Raw genomic sequence first — 14785 nt, 5'->3', positions numbered from 1 at the left:
CGTTACCGGTGGGTCCGACGTCCGTCTCGTAACTCACTGTGAGGTTACGTAGAGTAAAGTAGTTGCGTCAAGCCGAATGGGGCAGTCGTGCGAATGGCCCGCATCGTCGGCGCGTCCGGAGTGTTAACCCCCGGAAGCGGAATGATGGACGTCTGTTTGCCGTCCCGCGCGCTGGTAGGATGACCCGAAGCCCGCGCCCGGTCGGCGGGGGCTGTCCCAGACATCCTTTAAGACCCGTCCCGTGAGGCGGGGAAGGAGGTCCGCTTCGGCATGACCACACACCATGAACCGACGCCCCGGCCGCCGCACCAGGTGCTGGACGGCACGGACATCGCCCGGGTCGTCACCCGGATAGCGCACGAGATCGTCGAACGCGCCAAGGGCGCCGAGGACGTCGTGCTGCTCGGCATCCACACCAGGGGCGTCCACCTCGCCCGCCGCCTGCACGGCCGGCTGGCCCAGATCACCGGGCGCGAGATCCCGCTGGGCACCCTGGACATCACCATGTACCGGGACGACCTGCGGCTGAAGCCCGCCCGCGCCCTGGAGCACACCGAGATCCCGCCCGGCGGCATCGACGGCAAGCTCGTCGTCCTGGTCGACGACGTGCTCTTCTCCGGGCGCACCATCCGCGCCGCGCTCGACGCGCTGAACGACATCGGCCGCCCGCGCGCCGTGCAGCTCGCCGTCCTGGTCGACCGAGGCCACCGCGAGCTGCCGATCCGCGCCGACTACGTGGGCAAGAACCTCCCCACCTCGCTGCGCGAGGCCGTGCAGGTGCGCCTGTCCGACAGCGACGGCGTGGACGCCGTCCTGGTCGGCGACCGCGACTTCACCGCGCGCTCGACGCAGGCCCTGGCCCCCCAGCCGTCCGAACCGCACCTCCCGGAGTAGCCCGCGTGAAGCGCCACCTCGTCTCCGCCGCCGATCTCAGCCGCGACGACGCGCTGCTGATCCTGGACACCGCCGAGGAGCTGGCCCAGCTCTCCGGCCGGGCCGTCAAGAAGCTGCCCACGCTGCGCGGCCGCACCGTCGTCAACCTCTTCTTCGAGGACTCCACCCGGACGAAGACCTCCTTCGAGGTCGCCGAGAAGCGACTCTCGGCCGACGTCATCAACTTCTCCGCCAAGGGCTCCTCGGTCTCCAAGGGCGAGAGCCTCAAGGACACCGCGCTGACCCTCCAGGCGATGGGCGCCGACGCGGTGGTCATCCGCCACCACGCCTCCGGCGCGCCGGCCCGGCTGGCCCAGTCCGACTGGCTGCACGGCAGTGTGATCAACGCCGGTGACGGCACCCACGAGCACCCCACCCAGGCGCTGCTCGACGCCTTCACCATGCGCCGCCACCTCAACCCGGGACCGGCGGCGAACGCCCTTCGGCGAGGGCTGGACGGGCGCCGGGTCACCATCGTCGGCGACGTCCTGCACAGCCGGGTCGCCCGCTCCAACGTCCACCTGCTGAACACCCTCGGCGCGCAGGTCACCTTCGTCGCCCCGCCCACGCTGCTGCCGATCGGGATCGAGAACTGGGCCTGCGAGATCAGCTACGACCTGGACAGCGTGCTGCCCAAGACGGACGCGCTGATGATGCTGCGGGTGCAGCGCGAGCGGATGAACGCCGCGTTCTTCCCGACCGAGCGCGAGTACAGCCGCCGCTACGGCATGAACGGCCGCCGGATGGCCCAGCTGCCGGACCACGCGATCGTGATGCACCCCGGCCCGATGGTCCGCGGCATGGAGATCACCGCCGAGGTCGCCGACTCGCCGCGCTGCACCGCGGTCGAGCAGGTCGCCAACGGCGTCTCCGTCCGGATGGCCGTCCTCTACCTGCTCCTCGGCGGCGCCGTCTTCGCCGACGCCCCCGCCGACGCCCCCCGTACCGACTCCGTGGAGACCGCCCAGTGAACGAGCGCAGCGAGCGAACCAGCGACACGGTCAGCTACCTGATCCGCAACGCCGAGATCCTGGGCGGCGCCCCGCAGGACCTCCACCTCGCCGACGGCGTGATCAAGGAGATCGGCACCGGCCTGACGGTCGAGGCGGACATCGAGATCGACGCCGGCGGCCTGATCGTCCTGCCCGGCCTGGTCGACCTGCACACCCACCTGCGCGAGCCCGGCCGCGAGGACGCCGAGACCGTGCTCACCGGCACCCAGGCCGCGGCGATGGGCGGCTTCACCGCCGTCCACGCGATGGCCAACACCACCCCGGTGGCCGACACCGCCGGCGTGGTCGAGCAGGTCTGGCGGCTCGGCCAGGAGGCCGGCTACTGCGACGTGCAGCCGGTCGGCGCCGTCACCGTCGGTCTGGAGGGCAAGAAGCTCGCCGAACTCGGCGCGATGCACGAGTCGGCCGCCGGCGTCCGGGTCTTCTCCGACGACGGCAAGTGCGTCGACGACGCGGTGCTGATGCGCCGCGCCCTGGAGTACGTCAAGGCCTTCGACGGCGTCGTCGCCCAGCACGCCCAGGAGCCGCGGCTGACCGAGGGCGCCCAGATGAACGAGGGCCAGGTCTCCGGCGAGCTCGGGCTCGGCGGCTGGCCGGCCGTCGCCGAGGAGTCGATCATCGCCCGCGACGTGCTGCTCGCCGCGCACGTCGGCTCCCGGCTGCACGTCTGCCACCTCTCCACGGCCGGCTCGGTCGAGATCGTCCGCTGGGCCAAGTCCAAGGGCTGGGACGTCACCGCCGAGGTGACCCCGCACCACCTGCTGCTCACCGACGAGATGGTCCGCAGCTACGACCCGGTGTACAAGGTGAACCCGCCGCTGCGCACCGCCGCGGACGTCCAGGCGCTGCGCGAGGCGCTGGCCGACGGCACCATCGACGCCGTCGCCACCGACCACGCGCCGCACCCGGCCGAGGACAAGGACTGCGAGTGGGCCGTGGCCGCGATGGGCATGGTCGGCCTGGAGACCGCGCTGTCGGTCGTGCAGCAGACCATGGTCGACACCGGCCTGCTGAACTGGGAGGGCGTCGCGGACCGGATGTCGCACCGCCCGGCCCGGATCGGCCGTCTCAGCGGCCAGGGCCGGCCGATCTCGGTGGGTGAGCCGGCCAACCTGGTGCTGTTCGATCCCGCGTACCGTGGTGCCGTGAACCCGGACAGCTTCGCCACCCGCAGCCGCAACACCCCTTACAAGGGCCTGGACCTGCCCGGACGGGTGCACGCCACCTTCCTGCGGGGCCGCGCCACCGTGCTGGCCGGTGAGCTCGCCGAGCAGGACGGCACGCGGTGATGGACCACGCCGCGCTCGCCCAGGAGCAGGCCAGGGTCACCAACTGGCCCGGTTACATCGGCTGGTCCGTCGGCCTGCTGATCGTGATCGGCCTCGTCTACTGGCTGATGCGCCAGGGCTGGAACTGGCGGCGCACCCTGCAGTCCGGCATCCCGCCGCTGCCGGCCGTGCCGGCCCGTGCCGGGCGCACCATCCTGGAGACCAGCGGCCGGTACCACGGCACGACCACCGCCGGGAACTGGCTCGACCGGGTCGTCGCCCACGGCCTGGGCACCCGCAGCCGCGCCGACCTCACCCTCGGCGAGGACGGCCTGCTGGTGCAGCGCCCCGGCGCCGAGGACTTCTGGATCCCGGCCGGGCACCTGACCGGCGCCCGCACCGACTCCGGGATCGCCGGCAAGGTCGTCCCCTCCGGACTGCTCGTCGTCACCTGGACGCTCCCCCAGCCTTCGGCCGGGGGGACCCCCATGGGCACCATCGAGCTGGACTCCGGCTTCCGGGCCGACCACCCCGATGAGCACGCCGCCTGGGTCGAGGCGGTCGCCCAACTCGCAACACGTACGAAGACGAAGACGGAAGAGGCCGCGCAATGACCGCACCTGCCCCCACCACGCAGCGCCAACGGCGGGAACGAGTGCCTGCCGTGCTCGTCCTGGAGGACGGCCGGACCTTCCGCGGACAGGCCTACGGCGCCCTCGGCGAGACCTTCGGCGAGGCGGTCTTCAACACCGGCATGTCCGGCTACCAGGAGACCCTCACCGACCCGTCGTACCACCGCCAGGTGGTCGTGATGACCGCCCCGCAGATCGGCAACACCGGCTGGAACGACGAGGACGACGAGTCCAAGCGGATCTGGGTCGCCGGCTACGTGGTGCGCGACCCCGCCCGGGTCGCCTCCAACTGGCGCTCCCGCCGCTCGCTCGACGAGGAGCTGGTCGCGCAGGGCGTCGTCGGCATCAGCGGCATCGACACCCGCGCGCTGACCCGCCACCTGCGCGAGCGCGGCGCGATGCGCTGCGGCATCTTCTCCGGCGAGGCGCTGGCCGACCCGGCCGCCCTGCTCGCCCGGGTGCAGCAGTCGCCCGAGATGAAGGGCGCCGACCTGTGCGCCGAGGTCGCCACCACCGAGCCGTACGTGGTGCCCGCGATCGGCGAGAAGAGGTTCACCGTCGCCGCGCTGGACCTCGGCATCAAGGCGATGACCCCGCAGCGGATGGCCGAGCGCGGCATCGAGGTGCACGTCCTGCCGGCCGACGCCACCCTGGAGGACGTCTACGCCGTCGACCCGGACGGCGTGTTCTTCTCCAACGGCCCGGGCGACCCGGCCACCGCCGACCACCAGGTCGCCGTCGCGCAGGGCGTGCTGGAGCGCGCCACCCCGTTCTTCGGGATCTGCTTCGGCAACCAGATCCTCGGCCGCGCCCTGGGCTTCGGCACCTACAAGCTCAAGTACGGCCACCGCGGCATCAACCAGCCGGTGCAGGACCGCACCACCGGCAAGGTCGAGGTGACCGCCCACAACCACGGCTTCGCCGTGGACGCCCCGCTGGACAAGGTGAGCGACACCCCCTACGGGCGGGTCGAGGTCTCCCACGTCTGCCTCAACGACGACGTGGTCGAGGGCCTCCAGGCGCTCGACGTCCCGGCCTTCAGCGTGCAGTACCACCCCGAAGCGGCCGCCGGTCCGCACGACGCCGCCTACCTGTTCGACCGCTTCGTGAAGCTCATGGAGGGCCAGCGTGCCTAAGCGCACTGACATCAAGTCCGTCCTGGTGATCGGCTCCGGCCCGATCGTGATCGGCCAGGCCGCCGAGTTCGACTACTCGGGTACGCAGGCCTGCCGGGTCCTCAAGGCCGAGGGCCTGCGGGTCGTGCTGGTCAACTCCAACCCGGCCACGATCATGACCGACCCGGAGATCGCCGACGCCACCTACGTCGAGCCGATCACCCCGGAGTTCGTCGAGAAGATCATCGCCAAGGAGCGCCCCGACGCGCTGCTGCCGACCCTGGGCGGCCAGACCGCGCTGAACACGGCGATCTCGCTGCACGCGGCGGGCACGCTGGAGAAGTACGGCGTCGAGCTGATCGGCGCCGACGTCGAGGCGATCAACAAGGGCGAGGACCGCGACCTGTTCAAGGGCGTCGTCGAGGCCGTCAACGCCAAGATCGGCCACGGCGAGTCCGCCCGCTCGGTCATCTGCCACACCATGGACGAGGTGCTGGCCGGCGTCGACACGCTCGGCGGCTACCCGGTCGTCGTGCGCCCCTCCTTCACCATGGGCGGCGCCGGCTCCGGCTTCGCCCACAACGAGGAGGACCTGCGCCGCATCGCCGGCCAGGGCCTGACCCTCTCGCCGACCACCGAGGTGCTCCTGGAGGAGTCCATCCTCGGCTGGAAGGAGTACGAGCTGGAGCTGATGCGCGACAAGCACGACAACGTCGTGGTCGTCTGCTCCATCGAGAACTTCGACCCGATGGGCGTGCACACCGGTGACTCGATCACCGTCGCCCCGGCGATGACCCTCACCGACCGCGAGTACCAGATCCTGCGCGACATCGGCATCGCCGTGATCCGCGAGGTCGGCGTCGACACCGGCGGCTGCAACATCCAGTTCGCGGTCAACCCCGAGGACGGCCGGGTCATCGTCATCGAGATGAACCCGCGCGTCTCCCGCTCCTCGGCGCTCGCCTCCAAGGCCACCGGCTTCCCGATCGCCAAGATCGCCGCCAAGCTGGCCGTCGGCTACACCCTGGACGAGATCCCCAACGACATCACCGAGGAGACCCCGGCCTCCTTCGAGCCGAGCCTCGACTACGTCGTGGTGAAGGTCCCGCGGTTCGCGTTCGAGAAGTTCCCGAGCGCCGACGCCACGCTGACCACCACCATGAAGTCCGTCGGCGAGGCCATGGCCCTCGGCCGCAACTTCCCCGAGGCGCTCCAGAAGGCCCTGCGCTCGCTGGAGAAGAAGGGCTCCCAGTTCTCCTGGGCCGGCCCGGTGGGGGACAAGGCCGAGCTGCTGGCCAAGGCGGTCGTGCCGACCGACGGCCGGATCAACACCGTGATGGAGGCCGTCCGGGCCGGCGCCACCCCGGAGGAGGTCTTCGAGGCCACCAAGATCGACCCGTGGTTCGTCGACCAGCTCTTCCTGCTGGACGAGATCGCGGCCGAGCTCGCCGCGGCGGAGGAGCTCACCCCCGAGCTGCTGCGCCACGCCAAGCGGCACGGCTTCTCCGACCAGCAGATCGGCGAGATCCGCGGCCTGCGGCCGGACGTGGTCCGCGAGGTGCGCCACGCCCTCGGCATCCGCCCGGTGTTCAAGACCGTCGACACCTGCGCCGCCGAGTTCGCCGCCAAGACCCCGTACTTCTACTCGTCCTACGACGAGGAGAACGAGGTCGCCCCGCGCACCAAGCCCGCCGTGATCATCCTGGGCTCCGGCCCGAACCGCATCGGCCAGGGCATCGAGTTCGACTACTCCTGCGTGCACGCCTCCTTCGCGCTCGCCGACGCCGGGTACGAGACCGTCATGGTCAACTGCAACCCGGAGACCGTCTCCACCGACTACGACACCTCCGACCGGCTCTACTTCGAGCCGCTCACCCTGGAGGACGTGCTGGAGATCGTCCACGCCGAGCAGCAGGCCGGCCCGCTCGCCGGGGTGATCGTGCAGCTCGGCGGCCAGACCCCGCTGGGCCTGGCCCAGGCGCTCAAGGACAACGGCGTGCCGATCGTCGGCACCCAGCCCGAGGCGATCGACCTCGCCGAGGAGCGCGGCGCCTTCGGCCGCGTCCTGCGCGACGCCGGCCTGCCGGCGCCCAAGCACGGCACCGCCTTCTCCTTCGCGGAGGCCAAGGCGATCGCCGACGAGATCGGCTACCCGGTGCTCGCCCGCCCGTCCTACGTGCTCGGCGGCCGCGGCATGGAGATCGTCTACGACGAGGCCTCGCTCGCCTCGTACCTGGAGCGGCACGCCGGCCTGATCTCCGAGCACCCGGTGCTCATCGACCGCTTCCTGGACGACGCGGTGGAGATCGACGTCGACGCGCTCTACGACGGCACCGAGCTCTACCTCGGCGGCGTCATGGAGCACATCGAGGAGGCCGGCATCCACTCCGGCGACTCCGCCTGCGCGCTGCCCCCGATCACCCTCGGCGGCTTCGACATCAAGCGCCTGCGCACCTCCACCGAGGCCATCGCGCGCGGTGTCGGCGTCCGCGGTCTGATCAACATCCAGTTCGCGCTGGCCGGGGACATCCTCTACGTCCTGGAGGCCAACCCGCGCGCCTCCCGGACCGTCCCGTTCACCTCCAAGGCGACCGCCGTGCCGCTGGCCAAGGCCGCCGCCCGGATCTCGCTCGGCGCCACCATCGCCGAGCTGCGCGCCGAGGGCCTGCTCCCGGCCGAGGGCGACGGCGGCACGCTGCCCGCCGACGCGCCGATCGCGGTCAAGGAGGCCGTGATGCCGTGGAGCCGCTTCCGCGACATCCACGGCCGCGGGGTGGACACCGTGCTCGGCCCGGAGATGCGCTCGACCGGTGAGGTCATGGGCATCGACAAGGTCTTCGGCACCGCGTACGCGAAGGCGCAGACCGGTGCCTACGGCGCGCTGCCGACCAAGGGCAAGGTCTTCGTCTCGGTCGCCAACCGCGACAAGCGCAACCTGGTCTTCCCGGCCCGGGCGCTGGTCGGCCTCGGCTTCGAGCTGCTCGCCACCGCCGGCACCGCCGAGGTGCTGCAGCGCGGCGGCATCCCGTCCACGCTGGTGCGCAAGCACAGCGAGGGCGAGGGCCCGAACGGCGAGCGGACCATCGTCCAGCTGATCCACGACGGTGAGGTCGACCTCATCATCAACACGCCGTACGGCACCGGCGGCCGTCTCGACGGCTACGAGATCCGCACCGCGGCCGTGGCCCGCGCGGTGCCCTGCCTGACCACCGTCCAGGCGATGGGCGCGGCCGTCCAGGGCATCGACCGGCTGCTGCGCGACGAGGTCGGGGTGATGTCGCTCCAGGAGCACGCCGAGCGGATCAACGCCGGCCGCAAGTAGCACCACCGCAGTGGGGGGCACCGAAACCAGTCGGGTGCCCCCCACTTCCATGCCCCCGTACGTACGGTCTCCGCTCCGGGAGTTGAACCACCCTTGTACAAGCTTCTGTTCGACCTGGTCTTCAAGAAGATGGACCCCGAGAAGGCCCACCACCTCGCCTTCTTCTGGATCCGCCTCGGCTCCTCGGTGCCCGGCCTGCGCACCCTGGTGCGGCTGGTGCTCGCCCCGCGCGACCGGGCCCTGCGCACCCGCGCCCTCGGGCTCGACCTGCCCGGCCCGTTCGGGCTGGCGGCCGGCTTCGACAAGAACGGCGTCGGCATCGACGGCCTGTCGATGCTCGGCTTCGACTACGTCGAGATCGGCACCATCACCGGCGAGCCCCAGCCCGGCAACCCGGCGCCCCGGCTGTTCCGCCTGGTCGAGGACCGCGCGCTGATCAACCGGATGGGCTTCAACAACCAGGGCTCGGCCCGGGTCGCCGCCCGCCTGGCGGCCCGCCCCCACACCAGCTCCACCCCGGTGATCGGCGTCAACATCGGCAAGACCAAGGTGGTCGAGGAGGCCGACGCGGTCGCCGACTACGTGAAGTCCACCGAGCGGCTGGCCAGGTACGCCGACTACCTGGTGGTCAACGTCAGCTCGCCGAACACCCCCGGGCTGCGCAACCTCCAGGCCGTGGACCACCTGCGGCCACTGCTCGCCGCCGTCCGCGAGGCCGCCGACCGCACCACCGCGCACCACGTGCCGCTGCTGGTCAAGATCGCCCCGGACCTGGCCGACGAGGACGTCGACGCGGTCGCCGACCTCGCCCTGGAGCTGGGCCTGGACGGCATCATCGCCACCAACACCACGATCGGCCGCGAGGGCCTGCGCACCGACGCCGGGCGGGTCGAGGAGATCGGCATGGGCGGCCTGTCCGGCGCCCCGCTCAAGGCCCGCGCCCTGGAGGTGCTCCAGCGGCTGCGCGCCCGCACCGGGGGCCGGCTGACCCTGGTCTCGGTCGGCGGCATCGAGACCGCCGAGGACGCCTGGCAGCGGATCGTCCACGGCGCCGACCTGGTCCAGGGCTACAGCGCCTTCATCTACGAGGGACCGTTCTGGTGCCGGCGGATCCACCGGGGCCTGTCCGCCAGGGTCCGCGCGGGCGGCTTCCGCAGCCTGGCCGACGCCGTCGGCAGCGCCGTGCGCAGCTCGTGAACACCCCCATCGGTTCTGGAACCCGTTCTGGAAAGGACGACATGACTCTCGCCCCGTTCGGCGCCCGGCTGCGCCGGGCCCTCGACACCCGCGGCCAGCTCTGCGTCGGCATCGACCCGCACGCCTCCCTGCTCGCCGCCTGGGGGCTCGGCGACGACCTCGCCGGGCTGGAGACCTTCAGCCGCACCGTGGTCGAGGCGCTGGCCGACCGGGTGGCCGTGCTCAAGCCGCAGGCCGCCTTCTTCGAGCGGTTCGGCAGCAAGGGCGTCGCGGTCCTGGAGCGGACCGTCGAGGAGGCCCGGGCGGCGGGTGCGCTGGTCCTGATGGACGCCAAGCGCGGGGACATCGGCTCCACCATGGCCGCGTACGCCGAGGCCTTCCTGTCGCCGGGCAGCCCGCTGTTCTCGGACGCGCTGACGGTCAGCCCGTACCTGGGCTTCGGCTCGCTGCGCCCGGCCCTGGACCTGGCCCGGGAGCAGGGCTGCGGCGTGTTCGCGCTGGCGCTCACCTCCAACCCGGAGGGCGCCGAGGTGCAGCGCGCGGTGGGCGCGGACGGCGAGCCGGTCGCGGCCACGGTGCTGCGCCGGCTGGCGGCCGAGAACGAGGGCGCGGCGCCGCTCGGCTCCTTCGGCGCGGTGGTCGGCGCGACGCTGGCCGACGCGGGCGTGGACCTGGCCGTCAACGGCCCGCTGCTGGCTCCGGGGATCGGCGCCCAGGGCGCGACCATGGCGGACCTGCCGCGGGTGTTCGGCGCCTCGGTGATCAACGTGGTGCCGAGCGTCAGCCGGGACGTCCTCAGGCACGGCCCCTCGGTGCCGGCGCTGCGGGAGGCGGCGGAGCGCTTCGTCGGGGAGTTCGCGGACGCGGTCGCCTAGCGGACGCGGTCCAGTAGCGGACGCGGTCGGGCGGCGGGGGCGGTCGGGCGGCGGGGCGTCAAGAAGCGGAACCCGCCCTTCAGGTAGCCGCGCGGTGACCCTGCGGAGTGTCCGCAGCCCCGCGCGGTGGCCGCGGAACTGACGTGAGCGCCGTCACATCGGCCCCGCCAAAGTCTCGCAATCGCGGTCATTTTGCCCTGGAAAGTCCTGGTCGGCCTTGGCTGACCAGGACTTTTCGTGTTCTTTTCCTGACGTGGCGCCGCAATCCGGGTAGTGTCCGGCGATAGGTCATCGGCGAGTCGCGATTTCCGTGGCTCCCGCAGGTCAGGGCCTTGTGGTTCCCCTTGCGGACGGTGTCCTCGGTACCGAACCAGTCCTAGCTCAATCCATCCATCCACACCCTGAGGTGAACGGCGTGGCTCTTCCGCCCCTTACCCCTGAACAGCGCACCGCCGCGCTCGCCAAGGCCGCCGAGGCTCGCCGGGAGCGCGCCGAGGTGAAGAACCGGCTCAAGCACTCCGGCGCCTCCCTGCACGAGGTGATCAAGGCCGGCAAGGCCGACAACGACGTCATCGGCAAGATGAAGGTCTCGGCACTGCTGGAGTCTCTTCCGGGCGTCGGCAAGGTCCGCGCCAAGCAGATCATGGAGCGCCTCGGCATCAGCGAGAGCCGGCGCGTCCGCGGCCTCGGCACGAACCAGATCGCTTCCCTGGAGCGGGAGTTCGGCGGTGGCGCCGCCTGAGCGTGCCCCGTGGTCCCAGGATCCCCCGCGATCCGGGATAATCGGTGCATGAGTGAGCGTCCGCGGCTGACCGTGCTCTCCGGCCCTTCGGGGGTCGGCAAGAGCACGGTCGTCGCTCATATGAGGAAGATGTACCCCGAGGTCTGGCTCTCCGTGTCGGCGACGACCCGCCACCCGAGGCCCGGCGAGAAGAACGGGGTCCAGTACCACTTCGTCGACAACGACGAGTTCGACAAGCTGGTCGCCAACGGCGAACTGCTGGAGTGGGCCGAGTTCGCCGGGAACCGTTACGGGACCCCGCGTGCGGCCGTGCTGGAGAAGCTGGAGCGCGGCGAGCCGGTGCTGCTGGAGATCGACCTCCAGGGCGCCCGGCAGGTGCGCGGGTCGATGCCCGAGGCGCAGCTGGTCTTCCTGGCCCCGCCGAGCTGGGACGAGCTGGTCCGCCGGCTGACCGGCCGGGGCACCGAGTCGCCGGACGTGATCGAGAAGCGGCTGGAGGCGGCCAGGGTCGAGCTCGCGGCGGAGCCCGAGTTCGACACGACCCTTGTCAACACCTCCGTCGAGCAGGTAGCGGCCGAACTGCTAGCCTTGCTCGGTGTAGCCTGACCTGTCTGTCTTTTCCATCCTTTCGGAAGGTTTTAGCGTGTCCTCTTCGATGACCGCGCCCGAGGGCATCATCAACCCGCCGATCGACGAGCTGCTCGAGGCCACCGACTCCAAGTACAGCCTCGTGATCTACGCCGCCAAGCGCGCGCGTCAGATCAACGCGTACTACTCCCAGCTCGGCGAGGGCCTGCTGGAGTACGTCGGCCCGCTGGTCGACACCCACGTGCACGAGAAGCCGCTGTCGATCGCGCTGCGCGAGATCAACGCGGGCATGCTGACCGCCGAGGCGGTCGAGGCTGCCTGAGGCGGTCGCTGAACTCCGGAAGGGCCCGGCGGAATCGTTTCCGCCGGGCCCTTCGGCATTTCCGTGGCCGTTCGGCGTTCCGTGGCGGGGAGGGCGGCGCGCGGGCGCCGGCTGAGGGGCCGTAGGGTGGGCGCGTTCCCGATGCGGACACCCGATGCGGAGAAAGGCCGGTTGATGGCTGTGAGTGCGGACGCCCCCCGCGTGGTCCTCGGCGTGAGCGGCGGGATCGCCGCGTACAAGGCGTGCGAGCTGCTGCGCCGCTTCACCGAGTCCGGCCACCAGGTCACCGTGGTGCCGACCGCGGCCGCGCTGCACTTCGTCGGCGAGGCGACCTGGGCGGCGCTGTCCGGGCGCCCGGCCGCCACCGAGACCTGGGAGCGCGTGCACGAGGTGCCGCACGTGCGGATCGGGCAGCAGGCCGACCTGGTCGTGGTCGCCCCGGCCACCGCCGACCTGATCGCCAAGGCCGCCCACGGCCTCGCCGACGACCTGCTGACCAACACCCTGCTCACCGCCCGCTGCCCGGTCGTGGTCGCGCCCGCGATGCACACCGAGATGTGGGAGCACCCGGCCACCCGGGACAACGTGGCCACGCTGCGCCGCCGGGGCGTCATCGTGCTGGAGCCGGCCGTCGGGCGGCTGACCGGCAAGGACACCGGGAAGGGCCGGCTGCCCGAGCCCTCGGCGGTCTTCGACGCCTGCCGGGCCGTGCTGCGCCGCGGCGGGGCGGTGCCGACCGACCTGGCCGGCCGGCACGTGGTGGTCTCGGCCGGCGGCACCCGGGAGCCGCTGGACCCGGTGCGCTACCTGGGCAACCGTTCCTCCGGCAAGCAGGGCTACGCGCTCGCCGTGACGGCCGCGGCGCGGGGTGCCAGGGTGACGTTGCTCTCGGCCAACGCCGAGCTGGCGGACCCGGCCGGGGTGGACGTGGTGCACGTCTCGACCGCCCTGGAGCTGCGCGAGGCGGCGCTGGAGGCGGTCCGGGACGCGGACGCCGTGGTGATGGCCGCGGCGGTGGCCGACTTCCGGCCCGCCGAGTACGCCACCGGCAAGATCAAGAAGGTCGAGGGGGTCGACCAGCCGCCGGTCGCGCTGGTCCGCAATCCCGACATCCTGGCCGAGCTGTCGGCCCACCGGGCCCGTTCGGGTCAACTCGTGGTGGGTTTCGCGGCGGAGACCGACGACGTGCTCGCCAACGGCCGGGCCAAGCTCGCCCGCAAGGGCTGCGACCTGCTCGTCGTGAACGAGGTGGGCGACGGCAAGGCCTTCGGCACGGACGTCAACGAGGCCGTGGTTCTGGGCTCCGACGGCAGTGAGACGGCCGTTCCGGTGGGCCCGAAGGAGGCGCTCGCGGACGTGGTCTGGGACCTGGTCGCAAAGCGGTTGGAAACGGGCGGCAACTGATCGGAACCGGTCAGGCAGCGATCAGGAATTCCGGAAGCGGGTGACGTTCGGTGGAACCAGACCGTTAGACTCCAGGAATCAAGTCTTTCCGGAGTTCCCCGGTTCCCCCGGGGCACTTCAGTCAGCAGCCGCTGCAACCCCAGGGAGCGCTGTGTCTCGCCGCCTGTTCACCTCGGAGTCCGTCACCGAGGGACACCCCGACAAGATCGCTGACCAGATCAGCGACACCATCCTTGACGCTCTCCTGCGGGAGGACCCGACGTCCCGGGTCGCCGTGGAGACGCTCATCACCACCGGCCAGGTGCACGTGGCCGGCGAGGTGACCACCAAGGCGTACGCGCCGATCGCCCAGCTCGTCCGGGACAAGATCCTGGAGATCGGGTACGACAGCTCCAAGAAGGGCTTCGACGGCGCCTCCTGCGGCGTCTCGGTGTCCATCGGGGCCCAGTCGCCCGACATCGCGCAGGGTGTCGACACCGCGTACGAGGCCCGTGTCGAGGGCGACGAGGACGACCTGGACAAGCAGGGCGCCGGTGACCAGGGCCTGATGTTCGGCTACGCGTCCGACGAGACGCCCGAGCTCATGCCGCTGCCGATCACCCTGGCGCACCGCCTCTCCCGCCGCCTGACCGAGGTGCGCAAGAACGGGACCATCCCGTACCTGCGCCCCGACGGCAAGACCCAGGTCACCATCGAGTACGACGGCGACAAGGCCGTCCGCCTCGACACCGTGGTCGTCTCCACCCAGCACGCCAGCGACATCGACCTGGAGTCGCTGCTCACCCCGGACATCCGCGAGTTCGTGGTCGAGCCGGAGCTGAAGGCGCTGGCCGAGCAGGGCATCAAGCTGACCACCGAGGGCTACCGCCTGCTGGTCAACCCGACCGGCCGCTTCGAGATCGGCGGCCCGATGGGCGACGCCGGCCTCACCGGCCGCAAGATCATCATCGACACCTACGGCGGCATGGCCCGCCACGGCGGCGGCGCCTTCTCCGGCAAGGACCCGTCCAAGGTGGACCGCTCGGCCGCGTACGCGATGCGCTGGGTGGCGAAGAACATCGTCGCCGCCGGCCTCGCCCGCCGCGCCGAGGTGCAGGTCGCGTACGCGATCGGCAAGGCCGAGCCGGTCGGCCTGTTCGTGGAGACCTTCGGCACCGAGACCGTGCCGGTCCTCAGCATCCAGAAGGCCGTCTCCGAGGTCTTCGACCTGCGTCCGGCCGCGATCATCCGCGACCTGGACCTGCTGCGCCCGATCTACTCCCAGACCGCCGCGTACGGCCACTTCGGCCGTGAGCTGCCGGACTTCACCTGGGAGCGCACCGACCGGGTCGAGCAGCTGAAGGCCGCCGTCCAGGACTGACGTCCCGGAGCGCC

Annotated in this window: 13 protein-coding genes; all 13 read left to right on the top strand. The window is 71.5% G+C overall.

Annotated features, from left to right (window positions below):
* The first annotated feature begins 270 nt into the window (after nucleotides 1-270).
* A complete protein-coding gene (gene pyrR, locus ACZ5GH_RS06670; protein ID WP_387750939.1) occupies nucleotides 271-894 on the top strand; it encodes a bifunctional pyr operon transcriptional regulator/uracil phosphoribosyltransferase PyrR in 624 nt (207 codons plus the stop codon).
* A 5-nt stretch (nucleotides 895-899) separates the two neighbouring features.
* Nucleotides 900-1904, top strand: coding sequence for an aspartate carbamoyltransferase catalytic subunit (locus tag ACZ5GH_RS06665; protein WP_387750942.1), 1005 nt, complete (start codon nucleotides 900-902; stop codon nucleotides 1902-1904).
* Nucleotides 1905-1942: 38 nt separating this feature from the next.
* On the top strand, nucleotides 1943-3235 hold the full coding sequence (locus tag ACZ5GH_RS06660) for a dihydroorotase (protein WP_401105677.1): 1293 nt from the start codon (nucleotides 1943-1945) through the stop codon (nucleotides 3233-3235).
* Complete coding sequence (locus ACZ5GH_RS06655) at nucleotides 3235-3828, top strand: PH-like domain-containing protein (RefSeq protein ID WP_387751919.1); 594 nt, start codon at nucleotides 3235-3237, stop codon at nucleotides 3826-3828. The genes ACZ5GH_RS06660 and ACZ5GH_RS06655 overlap by 1 nt, the downstream gene beginning before the upstream one ends.
* Nucleotides 3825-4982: a glutamine-hydrolyzing carbamoyl-phosphate synthase small subunit gene (gene carA / locus ACZ5GH_RS06650; protein ID WP_387750948.1), complete on the top strand. Its 1158-nt coding sequence runs from the start codon at nucleotides 3825-3827 to the stop codon at nucleotides 4980-4982. Before ACZ5GH_RS06655 ends, carA begins: the two co-directional genes overlap by 4 nt.
* Nucleotides 4975-8283, top strand: a complete 3309-nt coding sequence (carB, locus tag ACZ5GH_RS06645; protein WP_387750951.1) for a carbamoyl-phosphate synthase large subunit — start codon at nucleotides 4975-4977, stop codon at nucleotides 8281-8283. The genes carA and carB overlap by 8 nt, the downstream gene beginning before the upstream one ends.
* Nucleotides 8284-8376: 93 nt before the next feature.
* Nucleotides 8377-9480 carry a quinone-dependent dihydroorotate dehydrogenase gene (locus tag ACZ5GH_RS06640; protein WP_387750954.1) on the top strand — a complete coding sequence of 368 codons (1104 nt, stop codon included), beginning with the start codon at nucleotides 8377-8379 and terminating at the stop codon, nucleotides 9478-9480.
* A 41-nt stretch (nucleotides 9481-9521) separates the two neighbouring features.
* The gene (pyrF, locus tag ACZ5GH_RS06635; protein ID WP_387750957.1) at nucleotides 9522-10355 is read left to right on the top strand and encodes an orotidine-5'-phosphate decarboxylase; all 834 of its coding nucleotides are present in this window, start codon (nucleotides 9522-9524) and stop codon (nucleotides 10353-10355) included.
* Nucleotides 10356-10770: 415 nt separating this feature from the next.
* Complete coding sequence (gene mihF, locus ACZ5GH_RS06630; protein ID WP_030056187.1) at nucleotides 10771-11097, top strand: integration host factor, actinobacterial type; 327 nt, start codon at nucleotides 10771-10773, stop codon at nucleotides 11095-11097.
* A gap of 48 nt (nucleotides 11098-11145) precedes the next feature.
* Nucleotides 11146-11703: a guanylate kinase gene (gene gmk, locus ACZ5GH_RS06625; RefSeq protein ID WP_464333701.1), complete on the top strand. Its 558-nt coding sequence runs from the start codon at nucleotides 11146-11148 to the stop codon at nucleotides 11701-11703.
* Between the two features lie 37 nt (nucleotides 11704-11740).
* The gene (rpoZ, locus tag ACZ5GH_RS06620; RefSeq protein ID WP_030056185.1) at nucleotides 11741-12007 is read left to right on the top strand and encodes a DNA-directed RNA polymerase subunit omega; all 267 of its coding nucleotides are present in this window, start codon (nucleotides 11741-11743) and stop codon (nucleotides 12005-12007) included.
* Nucleotides 12008-12181: 174 nt separating this feature from the next.
* Nucleotides 12182-13411 (top strand): bifunctional phosphopantothenoylcysteine decarboxylase/phosphopantothenate--cysteine ligase CoaBC, encoded by a 1230-nt coding sequence (gene coaBC / locus ACZ5GH_RS06615; protein ID WP_387750963.1) that lies wholly within the window; start codon nucleotides 12182-12184, stop codon nucleotides 13409-13411.
* Nucleotides 13412-13562: 151 nt separating this feature from the next.
* Nucleotides 13563-14771, top strand: a complete 1209-nt coding sequence (gene metK, locus ACZ5GH_RS06610; protein WP_387750966.1) for a methionine adenosyltransferase — start codon at nucleotides 13563-13565, stop codon at nucleotides 14769-14771.
* The last annotated feature ends 14 nt before the right edge of the window (nucleotides 14772-14785 follow it).

It is taken from the genome of Kitasatospora sp. Xyl93, from assembly GCF_055383135.1.
The sequence above is the reverse complement of the archived record's forward strand: the minus strand, read 5'-3'. Positions and strand labels throughout refer to the sequence as shown.